The sequence below is a fragment of the Nonomuraea sp. SYSU D8015 genome, from assembly GCF_008065375.1.
In the GTDB taxonomy this organism is placed as follows: Bacteria; Actinomycetota; Actinomycetes; order Streptosporangiales; family Streptosporangiaceae; genus Nonomuraea.
The window spans coordinates 37,613-57,478 of the sequence record NZ_VJYI01000037.1; the positions used below are offsets into that span (position 1 = coordinate 37,613).

Here is a 19,866-nt window from a genome sequence, read left to right on the forward strand (position 1 = left end):
AAGGTGTCAATTAAAAGTGACGAGGCTGGTGGAGGTGCCATGGATCACAACGAGCTGGTGGCGCGGAACATCCGCAGGCTACGGCGCGAGCGCGGTTTCTCCATCGGCGAGCTGTCGCGCCGGTCCGGGGTGTCGAAGCAGACGCTGTCCAAGGTCGAGCAGGGCGACGGCAATCCCACGGTGGACACGCTGTCGGCGCTCGGCAAGGCGCTCGACGTCGCACCCCGGCAGCTGCTGACCGAGTGGGGGAGCGCCGTCTACGTCCAGCGCCAGGACGACGGGTTGTGGCAGGACCACGAGGGCTGGTCCGAGCGCATGCTCGACCAGACCTACGGCTCCGGCTACGTGCACACGCTGGTGATGAGGCTGGAGCGGGGTAACCCCGCCGCGGTGGTGCCCGGCCACTCGCTGGGCACGCTGCACCACATTTACGTGTTCAGCGGCACGTTGCGCACCGGGCCGATCGAGGACCAGGTGGAGCTGTCCGCCGGGGATTTCGCCCGCTTCCCCGGCGACGTGCCGCACCAGCACACCTGTCTCTCCGAGCGCGTCGTCGCCCACGTCGTCACGACGATCCCGCAGGCCCACCAGTTCGGCGCCGCGCGGTGACCTCGCTCAAAGGCGGGCGAACGCCTGGTGGAGCTCCGAGATCGACGCCATCTCGGTGACGAACCCGAACCGGCCCTCCCGCATCTGCCGCGCGCCGTCCAGGAACGACCGCAGCGCGAGGCGGTTGAGCGCGCCTCCGATGCTCACCCGGCGCACCCCGATCTCGGCGAGCTGCTCCAGCGTGATCGCCGGATCGGCGAAGCCCATCACGACGTTGACCGGCTTGCCCACGGAGGAGACGACCGCGCGCATCTCGTCGAGCGTGCGCAGCCCCGGCGCGTACAGGACGTCCGCCCCGGCCGCCTCGAACGCCTGGAGCCGCCTGATCGTGTCGTCGAGGCCGGCGACGCCGTACAGCAGGTTCTCGGCCCTCGCGGTCAGCACCGGCGGGACGGGCAGCCCGCGGGCGACCTCGACGGCCGCCTGCACCCGCTCGACGGCGAGGCCGAAGTCGTAGATCGGCGATCGCGGGTCTCCTGTGGCGTCCTCGATGGAGGCCCCCACCGCGCCGCACGCGCACGCGTCCTCGATCATCTTGGCCGCCTCGCCGGGTTCGTCGGCGAAGCCGTTCTCGAGGTCGGCGTTCACGGGGAGGGATGTCGCCTCGCAGATGACGCGGCAGTTGTCGAGGACGTCCTGCCGACCGGCCCGGGTGCGGCCGAGCACGTTGGCCACCGCGAGACTGGTGGTGGCGACGGCTTCGAAGCCGAGGCCCGCCAGCAGCCGCGCCGTCCCCGCGTCCCAGGGGTTGGGCAGCAACAAGGGCTCCGGCCGCTCGTGGAGGGCGCGGAAACGAGCCGCCCTGGCCATCTGATTGATCATGATGCACTCCCGGCGTGGGCTGATGTCTGTAAGCCCACCCTCGCGGTCGTCGTGCAGATCAGTCAAATGCATAGATCTGATGTACACGTATCAGGAATACTTATGGATTGTGACGGTCGAGGAGATGGAGGCCTTCGTGAGCATCGCCCGGCTGGGCGGGTTCACGGAGGCGTCCCGGAGGCTCAACCGCTCCCAGCCGGCGATCAGCCGCCGGATCCGCGAGCTGGAGCGGTCGCTGGGCGTGGCGCTGTTCGAGCGGGCCGGGCGCGGGGTGTCGCTCACCGAGGCGGGCAGGGCGCTGCTGCCGTACGCGGAGGCCGCGCTCGCGACCATCCGTGACGGCGAGCGGGCCGTACGGGACCTGGCGACGGGGCCGGGCGGCGCGCAGACCCTCAGCCTCGCCATCGTCGGCACCCTCGCCGACTCGCACATCGTCGACGCGTTGCGGACGTTCGAGGCGGAGTTCCGGGAGGCGACGGTCGAGTTGCGGACCGCGACCAGCCGTGAGGTGAGCGCACTGGTCCGCAGCGGCGAGGCGGCCCTCGGCCTCCGCTACTTCCCCGACGCCGACCCCAAGCTGGAGTCGATCCCGCTGGGGACGGAACGGCTCCTGGTCGTGGTGCCCGCGTCCCACCCGGTCACCGCCCGCCGCCTGCCGGACCTGCGAGCCTTCCAGGGGGAGCGGTGGCTCGGCTTCCCGCCAGAGCGGGGCCAGTCCGACTCCTTCGGCCACGTGCTCGAACGCCTGGTGTCGGCCTCCGGGCTGGTGAATGCGTCCATCACCCGGATCGACAGCCTGACCGCGCAGAGGCGCCTGGTCGAGGCCGGTCTCGGCGTCGCCCTCATGCCCATCAGCAGCGTCCGGGAGGAGCTGCGCATCGGGAGCCTGCGGGCGGTCGAGGTCGAGGGCATGGACGCGGTCCTGCCGGTGGTCGTCGTCCGGAGGAGACGCGGCTACCAGAGCCGCCTGGCCACGGCCTTCCTGAAGGTCCTGCAGGACCACACCCCCGACCTGCTCCTCTGACCACACCGCCCCCGTCTGGCGCCCCGGCCGCCCCGCCGGGTCTGCCACCTCGCGTGCGCTCCGGGGACCGGCCGGGCGCACGGCCTTCAGCGAGGCACCGGCTCGCCCGGACCCAATGTCCGCGCTCGGGCCCGTCGGGCGGGGCTCGTCGTCCGGTGCTCCGACCCGCCGCCTGATTCCCTGCCTGGGGCAAGGCATGCGGGCCCCGCTAGGCGTCGAACAAGCTTGTCGGCTTGGTGTGGAGGATGCGGTCGACTGCGGAGAGTGCGAAGCGGACGGCTCCCGTGAGGATCGCCTCGTCGCCGAGGACCGACAGCCGCCACTCCGGAGGATCGACGAGCAGACCGGCCGCCCGCCGCTCGGCCGCGCCGCGAAGCAGCTCCGCCGCCGGAGCCAGGCGGGGCTCGGGGAAGAGGCTGGTGCCCAGGACGACGACGGCGGGGTCGAGCGCGAGCAGGATCGGCGCGATGCCCTCGGCCAGCCGCCGCCCGGCCGATTCCAGCACGCCGACGGCATCGGCGTCCCCGTCCGCGGCGGCAGCGATGACCGCGGCGCTGGTGGCGGACCGCTGAGCCCGGCCAGGCCCGTCCGAGCCCTCGCGGTCGCCGGCCTGCGGCCTGGCGCGGCCAGGCCCCGCCGCGCCCCCGCGGTCGCCGGCCAGCGGCCCCAGCCCCGGCCCCTCCGCCGTGCTGCGGCCGGGGAACCCGATCTCGCCGGCCGCCCCGTGGTGCCCGCGCAGCAGCCGCCCACCCGTGATGATGCCGGCGCCGAGCCGCTCGCCGAGCAGGATGAACAGCATCTCGGTGGTCGCCGTGCCGACGCCGCGCCAGTGCTCGCCCAGCGCGGCGAGGTTGGCGTCGTTCTCGACCGCGACCGGGCAGCCGAGCGACTCCGACACCACGCCCACGATGTCGACCTCGGCCCAGGTCTTCATGTGATCGACGTACCGGATGCGGGCGTTGCCGCGTTCCACCAGGCCGGGGGTGCCGATGGTGGCCGCGCAGACCCGGCCGGCGGCGACTCCGGCCTGCTCCATGGCATCGCGGACGGTCGCGGTCACCGCGCCGGCGCGGGTGCGTCCCGTGAGGCCGGCCCGCACCGCCCGCCGTTTGACGGTCAGCAGCCGGCCGTCGAGGTCGGCCAGGCAGGCGGTGATCGAATGAGCGCGTACGTCCACCCCGACCACGAAGCCCGCCCGGGGCTGGAACCGGAACCGCCGCGCGGGACGGCCCGGCGAGCGCAGGCCCTGCGCCGGGGCCGCCGCGACCTCCTCGATCAGGCCGCACCCGACGAGGTCCTCGACCAGCACCTCGACGGTCGGCCGGGACAGCTTGGTGGCCTCCGCCAGCGCGGCGAGGCGCGGCGGACGGTCGGCGGACCTGACCGCGGCGAGCACGGCCGCCGCGTTGGCGGCCCGCAGATCCCCGACCCCCACGGCCGACGGGGACGTGACCCGCGCCCCCGCGTGGGCGACCGGGTCGTCGCCGAGCGGCCAGACCACCGCACGGCGGGCGCCGGCGAGCTGGGGATCGCTGGTGGTTGCCACAGACCTGTCTCCTCCTGAACCGCGACGGACGTAACCGCGGGGACGGGTGATAACGGTTGAGTCACGCATCCTTGCCCCGGCGCTGCGCCACAGCCTATCGTCACCGGCAATTAGATAACGCAATTGCATTATCAAAATAGTGGCTCGGGAGGATGCCCATGCGGCCGGGTCAGACGAGGCAGGAAGACGCGCCGACAGCGGAGGGACACGGCGCCGCCGCGCCCGGCTCCGTGCCGCGGCAGCCGGCGGACCCCGTGGGCCCCGCGGCGGCGGCCCGCCGTCCGCAGGGCCCGCCCGAGGCGGTCGCGCCGGGTCGGTCGCGGGACCTGCCGGGCACCGGCGTGGGCGTTCGGCCGCAGGACCTGCTCGACGCCGACGCGGCTGATCGAGAGCCGGTGCGGGTGGCTCTGGTGGGGGCCGGGATCCGCGGCGAGATCTACGGACACTGGATCGCCGAGCACCCGGACCGGGCTCAGGTGGTCGCGGTGGCCGAGCCCCATCCCGACCGGCAGCGGATCGCCGCCGACCGGCACGGCCTGCCCGCCTCCGCGCTCTTCGCGGACTGGCGTGAGCTCGCCGACCGGCCCCGGCTCGCCGACGCCGTCATCATCACCACCCAGGACGCCCAGCACGTCGAGCCGGCCGTCGCCTTCGCCGAGGCGGGGTACGCCGTCCTGCTGGAGAAGCCGATCGCCCCGACCGAGGAGGAGTGCCGCCGGGTCGTGGACGCGGTGTCCCGCAACAAGGTCCCCTTCGGGGTCTGCCACGTCCTGCGGTACACGCCGTACACCCGGATGCTCAGGGACCTGCTGGCCGGGGGCCGGATCGGCGAGATCGTCAACGTCGACCACGTCGAGCCCGTGGGCTTCGCCCACCACGCCCACTCGTACGTGCGCGGCAACTGGCGCCGAGAGGAGACGAGCGCGCCGATGCTGCTCGCCAAGTCCTGCCACGACCTGGACTGGCTCCGCCACATCGTCGGACGCCCGGTGCGGGCGGTCTCCTCCTTCGGCAGCCTGAGCTACTTCGTCCCCGGAAACCGCCCGGCGGTGGCCGCCGACCGGTGCCCGGACTGCGTGCTGCAGGACTCGTGCGCCTACTCCGCGGTGCGCATCTACGGCGAGCACCTGGCGGCCGGCGACCTGGCCTGGCCGCTCAGCGTGCTCACCCCGCATCCGACCGAGGAGTCGGTGGCCGCGGCGTTGTGCACCGGGCCCTACGGCCGCTGCGTCTGGGCCTGCGACAACGACGTCGTCGACCACCAGGTGGTCGCGCTGGAGTTCGACGGCGGGGCGACCGCGACGTTCACCATGACGGCGTTCTCCACCAGCCGGCCGCGGATGACCCACGTCTTCGGGACGATGGGCGAGATCTTCTGCGACGGCTCGATCATCCGGGTCACCGATTTCCGCACCCGCGCGACGGAGACCATCGACGTCACGGCCCCCGACACGGACGACCCGCTGCTGTCCGGCCACAGCGGCGGCGACGCGGGGCTCATGAACGACTTCATCACGGCCGTGGCCACCTGGGACGACCACTGGATCGCGGACACGGCCGCCGAGGCGCTGGCCGCGCACGAGCTCGTCTTCGCGGCCGAACGCGCCCGGCACGAGCGTCGCGTCGTCCATCTCGACTGATCCAGCCCCCTACCCGGATCCACACCCCCCACCGAGGAGAACCTTGTGAGCCAGCATCCGTACCCCTGGACAGGCCGTGACCTCTCACGGCGCACCCTGCTGTCCGGCTTCGCCGTCACGGGCGTCGCGGCGCTCGCCGGCTGCGCCGCGCTGACCCCGGGAGCGTCGTCCACACCGGCCGCGGCCACCGGTCCCGTGACGACGGCGCTGCCCGCGGACAAGAAGATCATGCTCAAGGTCGCCGACGCCGACGACACGAGCATGACCCCGGCTCTGCTGGAGGCGTTCCAGAAGAAACACCCGAACGTCACGTTCGAGCGGCAGTACACCGGCTGGGACGACTACCTCAAGAGCATCAACCTGACGATGTCCGCGACCACCGCCCCCGACATCGCCCAGTTCACCCCCGGGATGCAGAACCTCATCCCCGGCGGCCTGCTGCTCGACGTCTCCGCGTACGGCAAGGCCTACGGCTGGCCGGACAAGTTTCCCGGCCTCGACCAGATCACGTTCGAGCCCGACGGCAAGACCGTCGGCACCGGAGCGCTGTACGGGGTCCCGGGCGGGCTGTCGTTCGAAGGCGTCTACTACAACAAGGCGAAGGCGGCCGAGCTCGGCCTGACCGTCCCCGTCAAGACTGTCGAGGAGCTGGAGGCCCTGTTCGTCAAGGCGAAGGCCGCAGGAGAGCTGGCTCTGGTGGTCGGCAACCTCGACGGCGGCCTGAACCACCCCTTCAACCAGCTGCTCTCGGTGTATCTGAAGCCCGAGGACCGCACGGCCTGGGCCTTCGGGCACAAGGGCGCGACCATCGTGCTGCCGGAGGCGAAGACGGCGGCTGCGACGCTCAAGCGCTGGGTGGACGAGGGATACATCTCTCCCGACGTCAACGGCATCAGCGACGAGGACGCCACCGCCGGCTTCGCCAAGGGCAAGGGCGTGTTCCGGATCAGCGGGAACTGGGCCGCCGCGGCCGTCGCCAAGGGCCTGGGCGACGACGCCGGCTACTTCTCCATGCCCCAGGCCACGGCCGACTCCAAGATCCGCACCACCGGCGCCGGCGTGTACTACTGCGTCTCCAGCAAGTCGGCCAACGCCGCCGCCGCGGCCGCCTTCCTCGACTTCGTAGGCAGCGAGGAGGCCGCGAAGATCACCGCCGACGCGGGGTTCATGGCGCCCAAGGCCGACGCGATGCCCGCCAAGACCGGCCTGCTGGGAGCGCTGCAGGAAGGCTGGCAGGCGACCGTGCGCGACAAGGGTCTGCAGCCGTTCATCCAGAACGCGTCCACCCCGACCATGGGGGACACCCTCAAGACGCAGCTGCAGCTGCTCGCGGGCGGCAAGGCCACGGTCGACGAGTTCCTCGCCGGCATCCAGGCAGACTTCGACAACTACCACAAGTGATGGCGGCGAACAGGCTGAGCGGTCCGGTCGCGGCAGGCCGGCGGGAGGCGCCCCCGATCCAGCGGCGCCTCCCGGCCGCGCGCCGGCGGCCAAGGCGCAGGCCCGCCAGCGCCGCCCTGCTCTACTTGGCGCCCGCGGTGCTCCTGTACACCCTCTTCACCGTCCTGCCGGCGCTGCACACCGGGTACCTGTCGCTGTTCGACTGGGACGGGGTGACCTTGCCGTCCTTCGCCGGCCTCGGAAACTACCGGCTGGTGTTCGCCGACCCGCAGCTGCGTGCCGCCGCGGTGCACGCCGGCACCCTGATCATCTTCTTCTCCGCCCTCCCCATCCTGTTCGGCCTGGTGGGCGCCGCCCTCGTGGCCCGCCACCGGCGCCGGGGCATGGGCTTCGTGCGGACGGTGCTGTTCCTGCCGCAGGTCGTGCCCCTCGTCGCGGTCGGCATCATGTGGCGATGGGTGTACGCCGAGGACGGCGTGGTCAACCAGGTGCTGCGGCAGGCCGGCCTGGGGGAGGCGGCGCAGGCCTGGCTGGGCAGCTTCGACTGGGCCCTGCTCGCCGTGGGGCTGATCGGCACCTGGGTGGTCTCCGGGCTGTGCCTGGTGCTGTTCCTCTCCGGTACGCAGCGCATCGACCGGGAGATCTACGAGGCGTCGCGGATGGACGGCGCGGGACCCGTGCGCGAGTTCGTCTCCATCACCGTGCCGCTGCTCCGGCCGGAGATCGCGGTCGCGCTGTCCATCACGGTCATCGCCGCGCTGGCGAGCTTCGACCTCATCTACACCACCACCGGCGGCGGCCCCGGCAACAGCACTGTCGTGCCCGGCATCCTCATCTACCGCCTGGCCTTCGGCGGCGGCGCCGTCGGTCTTGCCAGTGCGCTCGCGGTGGTCCTGACGGCCGTCATCTTCGCGATCGTCCTGACACTGAACCGCCTGATCAGGGAGGTGCCGTGAGCGCCACGAAAACGGGTCCCGGCCAGCACAGAGGTCACGGCCGGCGGCCCGGGCCCGGCGAGGTGGCGGGACGCATCGGCGCCCCCGTGGTGCTCGCGTTGTTCATGGCGGCGGTGATCGTCCCCTTCCTGCCGCTGCTGTCCGCCGCCGTGCAGCCGGCCGGCACCCCGCTGACCGGCCTGGAGCTGCCACGCGGTCTGCATCTGGAGAACTTCGCCGGCGCGTGGGTCACCGCCGGGTTCGGATCGCTGCTGTGGTCGAGCGTGCTGATCGCGCTGGCCGTGGTGCCCGCCTCGGTGTTCTTCGCCAGCCTGGCGGGCTACGCGCTGGCGACCATGAACTTCCGCGGGAGGGAGAAGATCTTCGCCTATCTCCTGCTCGGGCTCGCGATTCCCACCGAGGTCACGGTCATCCCCCTCTACTACGACCTGCGGGCCATCGGCCTGACGAACACGCGGTGGGGGCTGGTGCTGGTGGAGATCGCCGCCTTCATGCCGTTTGGGGCGTTCTGGATGCGCTCCCACTTCTCCACCATGCCGCGTGCCCTCATCGAGGCGGCCAAGCTGGACGGCGCGTCGTCCTGGCGGATCCTGTGGGGCGTGCTGATGCCCAACTCCCGGCCGGCCGTCACCACGCTCGGCGTGCTCTACTTCGTGTGGTGCTGGAACCAGTTCATGCTGCCGCTCATCCTCATCCAGGACCCGGCCCAGCGCACGGCCCCCGCCGGGCTGGGGTTCTTCACCGGGCAGTACAACGTGGACGTGCCGCTGCTCGCGGCGGCCACCGTCATCGTGATCGCGCCGGTCGTGCTCGTGTACCTGTTCTTCCAGCGGCACTTCATCCGCGGCGTCCTCGACGGCGCACTCAAGGGCTGACCCCTGCCCGCGACGTGCTCGGCGCGGGCAGGGAATAGCCTCAGGTCAGGCCCAGGGCGCCATCGGGTACCAGGGGATGATCTCGCGGCGGGCGAGCACGCGGACGTCCCAGTACAGCACCATGAACACACCGGCCACGATGAACGCCGCCGCGATGAGGACCGCCGCCCGGCTCGGCTTGGCGCTGATCCACCGCTGCACCCGGCCGCCCATCATGAGGCCGAAGACGACGAACAGGATCGTGATGACCGCGATGTTGCCGATGGACTGCAGCATGAAGGCCGCGGCCCCGTAGAGGACGTTGCCGCTCTCCGCCGCGTCCCGGAACATCTGCCGGAACAGCGGGAAGGGCCGCCCGATCAGGAACGCGCCGATGAGCGCTCCCATGAGGACCATCGGGGCGTTCGGGTGGCGGGCCGAGATCCGCGCCAGCGGGTCCTTGACGACGCCTGCCGCGGCCAGCCCCAGGTAGATCATGACCAGCCCGATCAGCCCATAGATGATCATGGTCTGCACGGTGCGGGCGGACAGCTCGCCGGGCACGCTCGGCGCCGTGGAGAACTGCGGCATGCCGGTGCCGACCAGCGCGACGACCACCCCGTACGCGGCCGAGACCACGAGCATCCCGGCCGACATCCAGCCCAGCGGCTTGAGCATGTGCGCGATCCTGGCCCGCACCGTGTGCGAGCCGCCGACCAGGGGCGCCAGCGCGCCGAACGCGGCGATGTTGCAGGCGGTGAACGTCCCGGCCACCCCGGAGACCAGGGCGAACGCGATGCCCGCCGCCATCCCGGCGATCGGCGTCTCCTTGGCGTCGTGGCCGAGGAGCGTGTTGGCCACGTTGTCGCCGATGACGCTGTCGACGAACTCCGCCGACCAGATGACCGTCAGCAGGAACCCGGCCAGGGCGCTCAGGCCGACGACCAGCGCACGGCGCCTGGGGAAGTGACCGTTCACGAACAGGGACGTGGCCCTGGGGGCGTCGTCGATCTCGATTCGATCGGGGGCCTTGGGGGGCAGCTTCGCGTTCTTCGAGGTCTCTACCATGCGGAGGTCTCCAGTCGTGGGCAGGGCCGTCGAACTCGGCGCTTTCATAGTGATCCACCCCATTGGAGCTGAACAGAGCAGGCACCGGAATCCGCCGCGAGGGGGATGCGATCGCCGGGTCCGTCCGTTCCACGGCTGACCGCCGCTCCTCCCGGACACCTCCGTGTCAGCGCTACCGTTAACGTTCGACCGGACCTTCGAGACAGGCGTCCTGTGGCAGTGGTCACCGGGGTGCTCAGGCGCTCCGCCGCTCCGATACGTACGGAAACTGTTCAGAAAGTTTCGGTCAGCGAGCGGGTGGCGCGGTACTGCCGCGGATGATGAGTTCGGTGCCCAGCTCGACCCGGTACTGCTGCAGCGGCTCACCCTGCGCGAGCTTCACGAGCATGGCGGCGGCCGCGGCGGCCATCTCGGTGAGCGGCTGCCGGATCGTGGTCAGCGGCGGGACGGCCCACTGCGTCGGCGGCAGGTCGTCGAAGCCGACCACGCTCAGGTCGTCCGGGATGCGCAGGCCCAGCTCATAGGCGGCGCGATAGACGCCGATGGCCTGCCCGTCGTTGCAGGCGAAGATTGCGGTCGGCGGGTCGGGCAGGCGCAGCAGCCGGTGGGCCTGGGCCAGGCCGCCCTCGATGAGGAAGTCGCCCCGACAGATCAGCTCGGGGTCGGCGGGCACGCCGGCCAGGTCGAGCGCGGCGCGGTAGCCGTCGAGACGGGCCCGGCTGGACAGGGCCCAGCCGGGGCCGGTGATGATCGCGATGCGGCGGTGGCCGAGGTCGAGCAGGTGGCGGGTGGCCGACAGGCCGCCGCTCCAGTTGCCCGCCCCGATCGACGGGACGCCGGGTCCTGGATCGCCTGACGGGTCGAGCATGACGATGGGGATCTCGCGGGTGACGAGCTGATCGCGCTGGGCCTCGGTCAGGCCGGAGAACACCGCGATCACGCCGGTGGGACGGCGGCTCAGCACGTCCTCGATCCATCCCATGCCCGGGTTGTCGCGCCGCCGCATGTCGGAGATCACCACGGCCATGTGGTGTTCGCGCGCCACCCTGTCGACCCCTCTGATGATCTCGACCGGATAGTCGCCCTCCAGCGCGTGGAACACCACCTCCACCAGGGCGGCCGGGCCGACGCGCCGCCGCTGCCTGCGGTAGCCGTGGCGGCGGATGAGGCCCTCGACCAGGGCGCGGGTCTCGGGGGCGACCTCGGTGCGGCCGTTGACCACCTTGGAGACGGTCGCGGTGGACACTCCGGCCAGCTCGGCGAGCTGCGTGATGGTCAGCGGGCCGGCGTGCGCGGATCCGGCGGGGGAGGGCTCCTCGGTCGAGGTCATGAGCGCAGTCTAACCGGAAGGTTTCGGCGATCTTACGGCCGTGTTCTTGACGGGTTTCGGAAAGCTTGCCTAGAGTCCCGCATTAACGATCGGACCAATTGCCGAAAATTATCAGGCAACTTGCGGACCCATCCGCCTGCCACGCCACTTGAGGCCGCGCCCCCGCGGCTCCCATCACCCCTAGCAGAAGAGATCGCCGTGAAGTTCCGTATCGCAACATCTGCCCTGCTCGCCACAGCCCTCGCCCTCTCCGCCGCCGCCTGCGGAGGGGGCGGCGGCACCGCGGCCCAGCCGTCCGGCGACGGCAAGTCCTTCGAGTTCTGGTCGTTCACCGGGATCAACCAGAAGGAGTCGGTCGACAAGTACCAGAAGCAGAACCCGGGAGTGCAGGTCAAGCTGACCGAGGTGGGGGGCTCCACGGAGACCGCACAGGCCCTGACCACGGCGCTGGCCGGCGGCAAGGTGCCGGACCTCGTCCTCATCCAGGGTGACGACCTGCCCAAGTTCGTGCAGCAGCCGCAGAACTTCCACGACCTGCGGCAGTTCGGCGCGGACAAGATCAAGGGCGACTACCTGGACTGGGTGATCAGCCAGAGCACCACCAAGGGCGGCGAGATCATCGGCATTCCGACGGACGTGGGCGGCATGGCGGTGGCCTACCGCACGGACCTGTTCAAGGAGGCCGGGCTGCCGACGGACCGGGAGGAGGTCGGCAAGCTCTGGCCGACCTGGGACGCCTTCATCGAGACCGGCAAGAAGTACACCGCGGCCACCGGCAAGGCGTTCGTCGACAACGCCGCCACCAGTGTGTTCTACCAGGCGGTCAACCAGGGGCCGATGAAGTACTACGACCCCTCGGGCAACGTCGTCTACAGCACGAGCCCTCAGGTCAAGACCGCCTTCGACCTGGCGATCAAGACGGTGCAGGCCGGGATCACGGCCAAGCAGAGCTCGTTCTCCGACGGCTGGAGCGCGGGCATGGGCAAGGGCCAGTACGCGGTGATCTCCGCGCCGGCGTGGCTGCTGTCACAGATGGAGCGGAACGCCCCCGACACCAAGGGCAAGTGGGACATCGCCGCCATTCCCGGTGGGGCCGGCAACTGGGGCGGCAGCTACTTGGCCATCCCCAAGCGCGCCAAGAACCCGAAGGCCGCCTGGGACTACATCACCAAGACCCAGTCCCCGCAGGCCCAGCTGCAGCACTTCGTCGACACGGGGAGCACGATGCCCACCACTCCATCGGTCTACAAGGACCCGAAGCTCACCGGGCTGAAGAACGAGTTCTTCTCCGGAGCGCCGACCGGGGTGATCTACACCAACTCGCTGACCGGACTCAAGCCGTTCCTCGTCGGCCCGGACAGCGCCGTCATCGGCCAGGAGTTCCTGAACGCGATCACGAACGTGGAGCAGGGCAAGGGCGACGCCGCCAAGGCGTGGGACGCGGCGCTGGCCAACATCAAGACCGCCATCGGCAAGTAGGACCGGCGTGACGACCACTCTCAGCACGCCGCGGGCGGCCGGTGCGCCGCCCGCGGCCACGACCCGGGTGCGGCAGGGCATCGGCGAGCGCCTCGCCCCGTACGCCTACATCGCGCCGTTCTTCCTGATCTTCGCGGTGTTCGGCCTGGTGCCGCTGCTGTTCACGTTCTACGTGGCGCTGTTCGACTGGAACCCGATCGGCGAGCACATCTTCATCGGCCTGGACAACTTCACCCGCCTGCTCGACGACGCCCGGTTCTGGAACGCCGCCTGGAACACCATCAGCATCTGGCTCCTGTCGACCGTGCCGCAGCTGCTGCTGGCGCTGGGCCTGGCGCACCTGCTCAACCACGCCCGGCTGCGGTTCGCGGTGTTCTTCCGGATGTCGATGCTGGTGCCGTACATCACCTCGGTCGCGGCCACCGCCATCGTCTTCGCCCAGATGTTCGACCGCGACTACGGTCTGCTCAACTGGTTGCTCGGGCTGGTGGGTGTGGAGCCGATCGACTTCAAGCAGTCGGTGTGGGGCAGCCACCTGCTCATCGCCGTGATGGTCACCTGGCGCTGGTTCGGCTACACGACCCTGCTGTATCTGGCCTCGCTGCAGGCCATCCCGCGCTCGCTGTACGAGGCCGCGGCGGTGGACGGCGCGGGCGGCTGGAAGCAGTTCCGCCACATCTCCATCCCGTCCCTGCGGCCGGTCATCGTGTTCACGATCGTGACCTCCACGATCGGCGGGCTGCAGATCTTCACCGAGCCGCTGCTCATCTCCCGGGTCGCGGCGCAGACCTGCGGGGCGGTCCGCCAGTGCCAGACGCTCACGCTCTTCCTGTACGAGCAGGGCTTCGGCCAGTTCCAGTTCGGCTACGGCGCCGCCATCGGCGTGGCGCTGTTCGTCCTGATCATCGCCTTCGCCGCGCTCAACTACGTCCTGTCCACCCGCGTCCGCCCGGAGCGCTGATGAACAAGGCCAACCGTGTCCGCTGGTGGACCTATCTCCTCCTCGGCCTGGCCGTTTTCGCCTGCCTGTTCCCGCTGTACTGGATGTTCGTGGTCGCCAGCACCGACAGCGCGACCGCCACCCAGATGCCGCCCGAGATCGTGCCCGGCGGCAACTTCTTCCACCTGGCCGGGCTGGTCCTCGAGACGGTGCCGTTCGTCAGCTCGATGGTCAACAGCCTCATCGTGGCCGGAGCCATCGGGGTCGGGCACGCGGTGCTCTGCTCGCTGGCCGGCTTCGCCTTCGCCAAGCTGCGCTTCCGCGGGCGCAACGCGTTGTTCCTGATCGTGGTGCTGACCATGACCGTGCCGACCCAGCTCGGGGTGATCCCGCAGTACATGATCATCTCTGCGCTGGACTGGGTGGACACCCTGCAGGCGCTCATCGTGCCCGGCCTGGCGAGCGCGTTCGGCATCTTCTGGATGCGTCAGCACATCGGGGCCACGATCAGCGACGAGCTCCTCCAGGCGGCCCGCATCGACGGGGCGACCACCTGGCAGATCTTCTGGCGCATCGCGTTCCCGCTGGTCCGGCCGGCCGCGTTCGTGATCGGCCTGCTCGGCTTCGTCACCGCGTGGAACGACTTCCTGTGGCCGTTCATCGTGCTGAAGTCGCCCGAGATGTACACCGCGCAGATCGCGATCAAGGCGCTGCAGAACAGCTTGGACATCGATCTCGGGCTCGCCATGTCCGGCTCGTTCCTGGCCACTCTGCCGCTGCTCTTGCTGTTCGTGTTCGTCGGCAGGCGGATGGTCGCCGGGATCATGGACGGCGCCTTCAAGGGCTGACCAGCCCTCAGTCCAGGCCCTCAGTACAGGATGGAGGGGAGGTACGCGCCCGCGGGCTCGTTGTACAGGCCGATGGTCATCAGGCTCATGAGCAGGACGACCCGCAGGCCGTTGCCCAGGCACCACTGGAGCAGCGCGCTGTTGCGCGCGGGGACCAGGATGCCGAGCCCGCCGAACGAGAGGGCCGAGCCGATGAGGGCCTTGACGTCCTCGGTGGTCTCGCCCACCGCGTGCGCGAAGAGCGCCAGGTCCGTGGCGTAGCCGGTCAGCCGGCCGTCGTGCTCGACGACGCGGGCCGTGCCCAGCTTGAGCGCGTCGGCGACCTCCCCGCCGCGATCGACACCGTGGACGCGGCGGCACAGGTCGTTGCAGGCCGGCAGGTCCGCGTCCGTCGCCGGGCGCACCGCGTGGCCGTCGATGCCCTGGTGCGGCGGAGTGCCCTGCAGGCAGGCCAAGGTTTCCCTGAACTCGAAGCCGAGGCCCGCGTACAAGGCGAAGGACCTGCAGTGATAACCGCTTTGCAGGAGCCGGATGCCGGGCGCCTGACGGTCGGCGGCGCGGTGCATGACGTTCTGCATGAGCGTGCGGCCGATGCCCTGGTTCTGGACCGCCGGATCGACGGTGATGGGGCCCACGCCGACCACCGGCGAACGTTCGTCCAGGAAATTGCTGCCGGCGATGCGTCCGTCGAGCTCGGCGACGACGCTGTAGAAGCCCGGGTGGGCCAGCAGTGTCGAGATCGTCTCGATCGCGACTCCCACGCTGGGGAAGTCGTGCGGGAAGCCATGGGCGTCGGCGAGAGCGGCGAAGCTCTCGTAGCAGATCCTGCCGCATTCACGCGCGTCGTCCGCGGTTCCGGCGCGCAGTACGAGATCCATGGAAATCACCCCCGTGCCCGGCCGCTTCCTCCATCAAATCACCAGGTCGGGGGAGAGGTTGTGCCGGGGCTGGACCCGCTCCTTTCACGTGACGGCCGGGGAGGGGAGGATGGGGCGCCCGGGCGTCTGCCTCCCACGCGAGCGCGGCTGACGGGCGCGGGGGGCGAGTGCGGGGGAGCGCGGCGAGCGGGCGCGTTCGCCGGTGCGCCGGATGACGGGGGTGCGGCACCGGTCGCCCCCAGACGACGGCTGGGGCGCCAGGGGTCAGCACGCACCCCCGCCCGCTCCGGGCGGCGCTACGTCCGGCTCCGTCACGTCCGGCTCCGTCACGTCCGGCTCCGTCACGTCCGGCTCCGTCACGTCCGGCTCCGTCACGTCCGGCTCCGTCACGTCCGGCTCCGTCACGTCCGGCCCGGCCATGCCCGGCCATGCCCGGCCCGCCACGCCCGGCCCCGCCATGCCCGGCTCCGTCACGCCCGCGCCGCTCCCCGCCACGCCCGGCGCGGCGTGCCACGTTCGGCGAGGGGTCGTCCGGCCGACCGTGTCTACCCTGGCCCACCGCCTGTCATGCCGTGCCGCGTCGGCCTGCTGTGGGGCGTCGGCCTGCTGTGGGGCGTCGGCCTGCGGTGCGGCGTCGGGCCTGTCGTGCCAGCCCACGGCGGGCGGTGCGTTGCGTCGAGCCGGGGCACGAGGTGGAGGCGTCAGCCGAGTGAGATGCGGTCCAGGTCTGGGGCCGGGGCCGTGTCGTTGTGGAGTTTGATGGTGTTGGGGCCGGAGCGCAGGGTGACGGGGACGGATGTGGTGTAGGGCCGGTTGTTGCCGACGCCGGTCACCTTCACCTCCACCGGTGTCCCGCCGTTGACGGTCAGGAAGTACGAGCGGTCGCCGTTCACCGTGAAGTCGATGAACAGCGTGTACTGCCGTGCCTCGCCCACCGTGACGTCCTCGAACAGCACGTACGCGTCCGGCCCGCCGCCGAGGTTGCGCACCTTCTGCCCGCCTGAGCAGGCGGAGCAGTTCGTGATGCCGGCGCTGCCGATCTGGTTCCCGGAGTCCTCCGCCTCCCGCACGAACACGCGGTCGACCGGGCGCGGCCGGATCCGCAGCTGCCGCGTGACCGTGTTCGCCCGCCCCAGCACCTGGAACGACGCCGTGATCGGGACGTCGGTCGCCGTCACGTCCTGGCCGGGCGGCGAGGTCAGCGTCCACGTGCCCGTCAAGGTCTGCCCGAGGCGCAGCGCGTCCGCGGTGGCCGGGCCGCCATCCACCGACCATCCCGCGGGCGCGTCCGGGGCCAGTGAGACGCGGTCGAGCACGTCGTCGGCGTCGAGCCGCAGCGTCGCCGACACCTTCAGCGACTGCTGTCCGGGGCCCACCCACTGCAGGCCGGAGGGGTCGACCGTCATGGTCGTCTTGGGCACGGACGAGGCCGGCGGCATCGGCGCGACCGCGACCCGGTCGACCCCCGGCCCCTTGGCGGCCGTGCTGAACAGCGTGATCGTGTTCGCCCCCGCGCGGAGCGGGACCGGCAGCGCGGTTGAGGCGGGCACGCCCGCGTTGTCCCCGGCGACCCGCACTTCGACCGGGGCGGCACCGTTGACGGAGACCGACAGGGACGCCGCCGTCGGGGTGGCCTCTGACGCGCCCGGGCTCGCGGCGGCCTCCGATGCGCCCGGGCCCGGGGCGGCTTCCGATGCCGCCGAGTCCGGGGCAGCCTCCGAGGATGCCCCCGCGTCCGGCGCGACACGCGATGCACCCGAGTCCGGCGCGGTGTGGTCGAGCTGCAGGCGGTAGTCGCCTGCCGTGGGTACCGTGACCTCCCGGTACATGACCGCGTTACGCGGTCCGCCGCCGAGCCCGGTCACCTTCGCCCCGCCCGAGCAGGCCGGGCACGGCTCGGCCCGCGCCGCGCCGGAGCGCTGCTGCCGCTCGGCCTCCAGCGGCACCGGCACTCCGGAGGCGCGCGGGTAACCGTACGCGACCCTGATCTCGTCGATCTGGAGCTGCCGGTGGAAACGCGGCGCCTGCGGACCGGCCCAGGTGTTCAGCACCTCCAGCTTGATGTAGCGGGCGTGCTGCTCGCCGAGGTCGATCATCTGCACGCCCCGGGCGCTGCGCAGCGCCCCGGAACGCACCGGCGTCCCCCACCGCCTGCCGTCGTCGCTCACGTAGACGCGGTAGTCCTTGATCCGCGCCGAGTCCTCCGGCCGGCCGAACGTCTCCCGCGCGTACGTCGGCGACCACTCGCGCTGGTTGACCGCCAGATAGGCGGCCTTGCGCGGGCGGCCCAGGTCCAGCGTCACCGAGACCGGCAGCCGGGCTCCGCTGTCCCAGTAGTCCTGGAAGCTGCCGTCCACGAGGGCGGCGGCCGGGTGCTCCGCGTGTGACGAGGACGCGGTGGCGCGGATCGTGGACTGGTCGTGGAAGTGCTGCTGCCCGGCCGTCTCGACCTTGAACACGGTGTCGTACGGGTCCCACCGCGTGATGCCCAGGATCGTCAGGTGCCCGCCGGACTGGCTGAAGCGCATCCGCTCACCGGTACGCAGGTCGCTCACCCGGGTCACGCGGTAGCCGTTGTCCCGGAGCGTGACCAGGTCGGTGCTGGGCCTGGTCACCACGTGCACGTACTGCACCTTCGCGCCGCCCCGCCGGACGGTGACGACGCCGTGCGCGCCGTCGTTCCAGAAGCCCGGCTGCATGCCGCCGTACAGGTAGCCGCCGCCCTCCGTGCCCTGGAGCGACTCCTTGATCGGCGGGACCCACGTGGACATGAAGGCGTTGAAGGCCTCCTGCTGGGGCGGGAACCTGCCGTTCACCATGGGTGTCTGGGCCATCAGCGACTTCATCGACGAGCCGGCGTTGGCGATGTAGCGGCCGGTGCTGAGGCGGACGTCGACGGGGTGGTCGCCGCCGTCGTACCACCAGTCGCCGGTGGTGGGCAGCTTGTAGTCGGCCTCGACCAGGCGCGGCATCGGGGTCCATGCGGCCTGCGGGTAGTCGTACGGCGGCGTCATGCCGGTCTTCTGCTCGTTGCTGACCGTGTCCATGATCGGGGTGTCCTCGTTGTTGTTGCTCAGCAACCAGGACGGCCGCCGCTCCCGGATCTGCTCGTAGAGCTTGTTCTGCTCCCAGTACTCGTTGTCGTTGTCGATCCAGAACCCCGCCAAGTCCGGATATTTCTCCATGACCTCGAAGAACAGGTCATAGCTGTACATGCCAAACCCGGCGCGGGTCGTCAGATCGACCTGCCGGCCCTTGTGGGCCGAATATGCGGCCGAGTCGAGCGTCTCGACGCCCTGCTCGTCGTGCCACTGCGGGTCGTCGGTCATGTAGAGGATGATCCGGACGTCCTTCGCCTTCCCGGCTTTCACCAGCTCGCCGAGGAAGTCCCGCCGGGTGGCGCAGCTCCCGGGGATCTCCGACGGCCACGGGCGCGCGTACCCGAGCCTGCTGTGGAAGGTGGCCAGCACGATGTACGAGGCGCCGAGCTTGCGGGCCTCGTCCACCCAGTAGCCGGCGGTCCAGCCGCCCTCGGTCACGGCGCGTTCCCAGGTCGCGCAGTCCAGGTGGCGCGGCGCGGTGAACATGCCCCAGTGCAGGAACAGGCCCGCCGTCGAGTCGCGTAACCACTGCTGCCGGGGATGCTCGACCTCCGCGCGGGCGGCCGGAGCCGTGAGCAGGGCCGCGATCACGGCGAGGGTCAGGACGACGGAGAAGGTGCGGACTCGAAGTCTCATGGGACCACCCATCGACGGGACATCCGATGAATATGTCAGGGGTTGCGCGGTGTCAAGGCCACTTCACGCCGCTCTTGACGCGCCGTTAGGTGAGTGGTCCTATGACTTACAATAGGAAAGTTTCCTAATCAGGAGAAGAGATGCGATTAGTGCTCGTCGGCGCGGCGGCGATCGGGCTGCTCGCTCCAGCCGTGGCGGCTCTGCCCGCCTCGGCCGATCCTGTGGAGTCAGGCCCGTGGACGTCGTACTCGCCGACGTTCACCGTGCAGGAGCGCGGGTGCGGTGACGTCAGCGACCTGACGTTCCGGCTGACCTGCTCCACGTCCAGCGGCGACCAGCGGGCCGAACGGCGCTACGCCACCTACTCCGGCGGCACCCGCCAGTTCGAGGGCCACTTCCGGATCACCAGCCTGGAGGGGACCCGGATCAGCCTGAAGCAGACGTTCAAGACGACCGGGCCGTTCTTCATGCTCGCCGTCGAGCGCGGCGGCCGGTTGTACGCCGTGCACGGCGGCACCACGATCGCCACGGGCGCGACCGTCGGCACCACGGTGCGCGTCAACACCGTGCACGTGGTCGGCAGCAGCCATCGGACGTACGTCAACGGGTCGCTCAAGCACACCGTGTCCAGCGAGAGCGGCAGCTTCTACGACAAGTTCGGCGCCTACCGGACCAACAGCGGCCAGGGCCCGGCGACGGTTCAGTGGAGCGGCATCCGGTTCTGGCGGAAGTAG

Annotated in this window: 17 protein-coding genes; 10 read left to right on the forward strand and 7 right to left on the reverse strand. The window is 70.9% G+C overall.

Annotated features, from left to right (window positions below):
• The first annotated feature begins 39 nt into the window (after positions 1–39).
• Positions 40–609: a helix-turn-helix domain-containing protein gene (locus ID574_RS55450; RefSeq protein ID WP_188197166.1), complete on the forward strand. Its 570-nt coding sequence runs from the start codon at positions 40–42 to the stop codon at positions 607–609.
• A gap of 6 nt (positions 610–615) precedes the next feature.
• On the opposite strand, the gene ID574_RS55455 is transcribed toward ID574_RS55450, so the two are convergent.
• Positions 616–1,431, reverse strand: coding sequence for an isocitrate lyase/PEP mutase family protein (locus tag ID574_RS55455; RefSeq protein ID WP_188197167.1), 816 nt, complete (start codon positions 1,429–1,431; stop codon positions 616–618).
• Between the two features lie 124 nt (positions 1,432–1,555).
• Here ID574_RS55455 and ID574_RS55460 point away from each other — a divergent pair, with 124 nt between their 5' ends.
• A complete protein-coding gene (locus ID574_RS55460) occupies positions 1,556–2,455 on the forward strand; it encodes a LysR family transcriptional regulator (RefSeq protein WP_223168109.1) in 900 nt (299 codons plus the stop codon).
• Between the two features lie 208 nt (positions 2,456–2,663).
• On the opposite strand, the gene ID574_RS55465 is transcribed toward ID574_RS55460, so the two are convergent.
• Positions 2,664–4,001 (reverse strand): ROK family protein, encoded by a 1,338-nt coding sequence (locus ID574_RS55465; protein ID WP_188197169.1) that lies wholly within the window; start codon positions 3,999–4,001, stop codon positions 2,664–2,666.
• A 158-nt stretch (positions 4,002–4,159) separates the two neighbouring features.
• On the opposite strand from ID574_RS55465, the gene ID574_RS55470 reads away from it, so the two are divergent.
• The 4 genes from ID574_RS55470 to ID574_RS55485 are packed head-to-tail and all read left to right on the forward strand — an operon-like array spanning position 4,160 to position 8,873.
• The gene (locus ID574_RS55470) at positions 4,160–5,641 is read left to right on the forward strand and encodes a Gfo/Idh/MocA family protein (protein ID WP_223168104.1); all 1,482 of its coding nucleotides are present in this window, start codon (positions 4,160–4,162) and stop codon (positions 5,639–5,641) included.
• A 45-nt stretch (positions 5,642–5,686) separates the two neighbouring features.
• Positions 5,687–7,042: an ABC transporter substrate-binding protein gene (locus ID574_RS55475; RefSeq protein WP_188197170.1), complete on the forward strand. Its 1,356-nt coding sequence runs from the start codon at positions 5,687–5,689 to the stop codon at positions 7,040–7,042.
• Positions 7,042–7,998, forward strand: coding sequence for a carbohydrate ABC transporter permease (locus ID574_RS55480; protein WP_188197171.1), 957 nt, complete (start codon positions 7,042–7,044; stop codon positions 7,996–7,998). Before ID574_RS55475 ends, ID574_RS55480 begins: the two co-directional genes overlap by 1 nt.
• A complete protein-coding gene (locus tag ID574_RS55485) occupies positions 7,995–8,873 on the forward strand; it encodes a carbohydrate ABC transporter permease (protein WP_223168105.1) in 879 nt (292 codons plus the stop codon). Before ID574_RS55480 ends, ID574_RS55485 begins: the two co-directional genes overlap by 4 nt.
• A gap of 45 nt (positions 8,874–8,918) precedes the next feature.
• Here the strand turns inward: ID574_RS55485 and ID574_RS55490 are convergent, their stop codons facing one another.
• Entirely contained in the window at positions 8,919–9,920 is a 1,002-nt protein-coding gene (locus ID574_RS55490; RefSeq protein WP_223168106.1) for a hypothetical protein, read from the reverse strand.
• A 286-nt stretch (positions 9,921–10,206) separates the two neighbouring features.
• Positions 10,207–11,250, reverse strand: coding sequence for a LacI family DNA-binding transcriptional regulator (locus ID574_RS55495; RefSeq protein ID WP_188197172.1), 1,044 nt, complete (start codon positions 11,248–11,250; stop codon positions 10,207–10,209).
• A 198-nt stretch (positions 11,251–11,448) separates the two neighbouring features.
• On the opposite strand from ID574_RS55495, the gene ID574_RS55500 reads away from it, so the two are divergent.
• The 3 genes from ID574_RS55500 to ID574_RS55510 are packed head-to-tail and all read left to right on the forward strand — an operon-like array spanning position 11,449 to position 14,517.
• Positions 11,449–12,729, forward strand: coding sequence for an ABC transporter substrate-binding protein (locus ID574_RS55500; protein ID WP_188197173.1), 1,281 nt, complete (start codon positions 11,449–11,451; stop codon positions 12,727–12,729).
• Between the two features lie 7 nt (positions 12,730–12,736).
• Positions 12,737–13,690, forward strand: a complete 954-nt coding sequence (locus tag ID574_RS55505; RefSeq protein WP_188197174.1) for a carbohydrate ABC transporter permease — start codon at positions 12,737–12,739, stop codon at positions 13,688–13,690.
• Positions 13,690–14,517, forward strand: a complete 828-nt coding sequence (locus ID574_RS55510; RefSeq protein WP_188197175.1) for a carbohydrate ABC transporter permease — start codon at positions 13,690–13,692, stop codon at positions 14,515–14,517. Before ID574_RS55505 ends, ID574_RS55510 begins: the two co-directional genes overlap by 1 nt.
• A 20-nt stretch (positions 14,518–14,537) precedes the next feature.
• Here ID574_RS55510 and ID574_RS55515 read toward each other — a convergent pair whose 3' ends face one another.
• The 3 genes from ID574_RS55515 to ID574_RS55525 all read right to left on the reverse strand — a co-directional run bounded on the left by ID574_RS55515 (position 14,538) and on the right by ID574_RS55525 (position 19,132).
• On the reverse strand, positions 14,538–15,395 hold the full coding sequence (locus ID574_RS55515) for a GNAT family N-acetyltransferase (RefSeq protein ID WP_188197176.1): 858 nt from the start codon (positions 15,393–15,395) through the stop codon (positions 14,538–14,540).
• 264 nt (positions 15,396–15,659) lie between these two features.
• Entirely contained in the window at positions 15,660–16,052 is a 393-nt protein-coding gene (locus ID574_RS55520; protein WP_188197177.1) for a hypothetical protein, read from the reverse strand.
• Between the two features lie 44 nt (positions 16,053–16,096).
• On the reverse strand, positions 16,097–19,132 hold the full coding sequence (locus ID574_RS55525) for a discoidin domain-containing protein (RefSeq protein ID WP_188197178.1): 3,036 nt from the start codon (positions 19,130–19,132) through the stop codon (positions 16,097–16,099).
• A 140-nt stretch (positions 19,133–19,272) separates the two neighbouring features.
• Between ID574_RS55525 and ID574_RS55530 the strand changes: the two genes are divergently transcribed.
• Positions 19,273–19,866, forward strand: coding sequence for a hypothetical protein (locus ID574_RS55530; protein WP_188197179.1), 594 nt, complete (start codon positions 19,273–19,275; stop codon positions 19,864–19,866).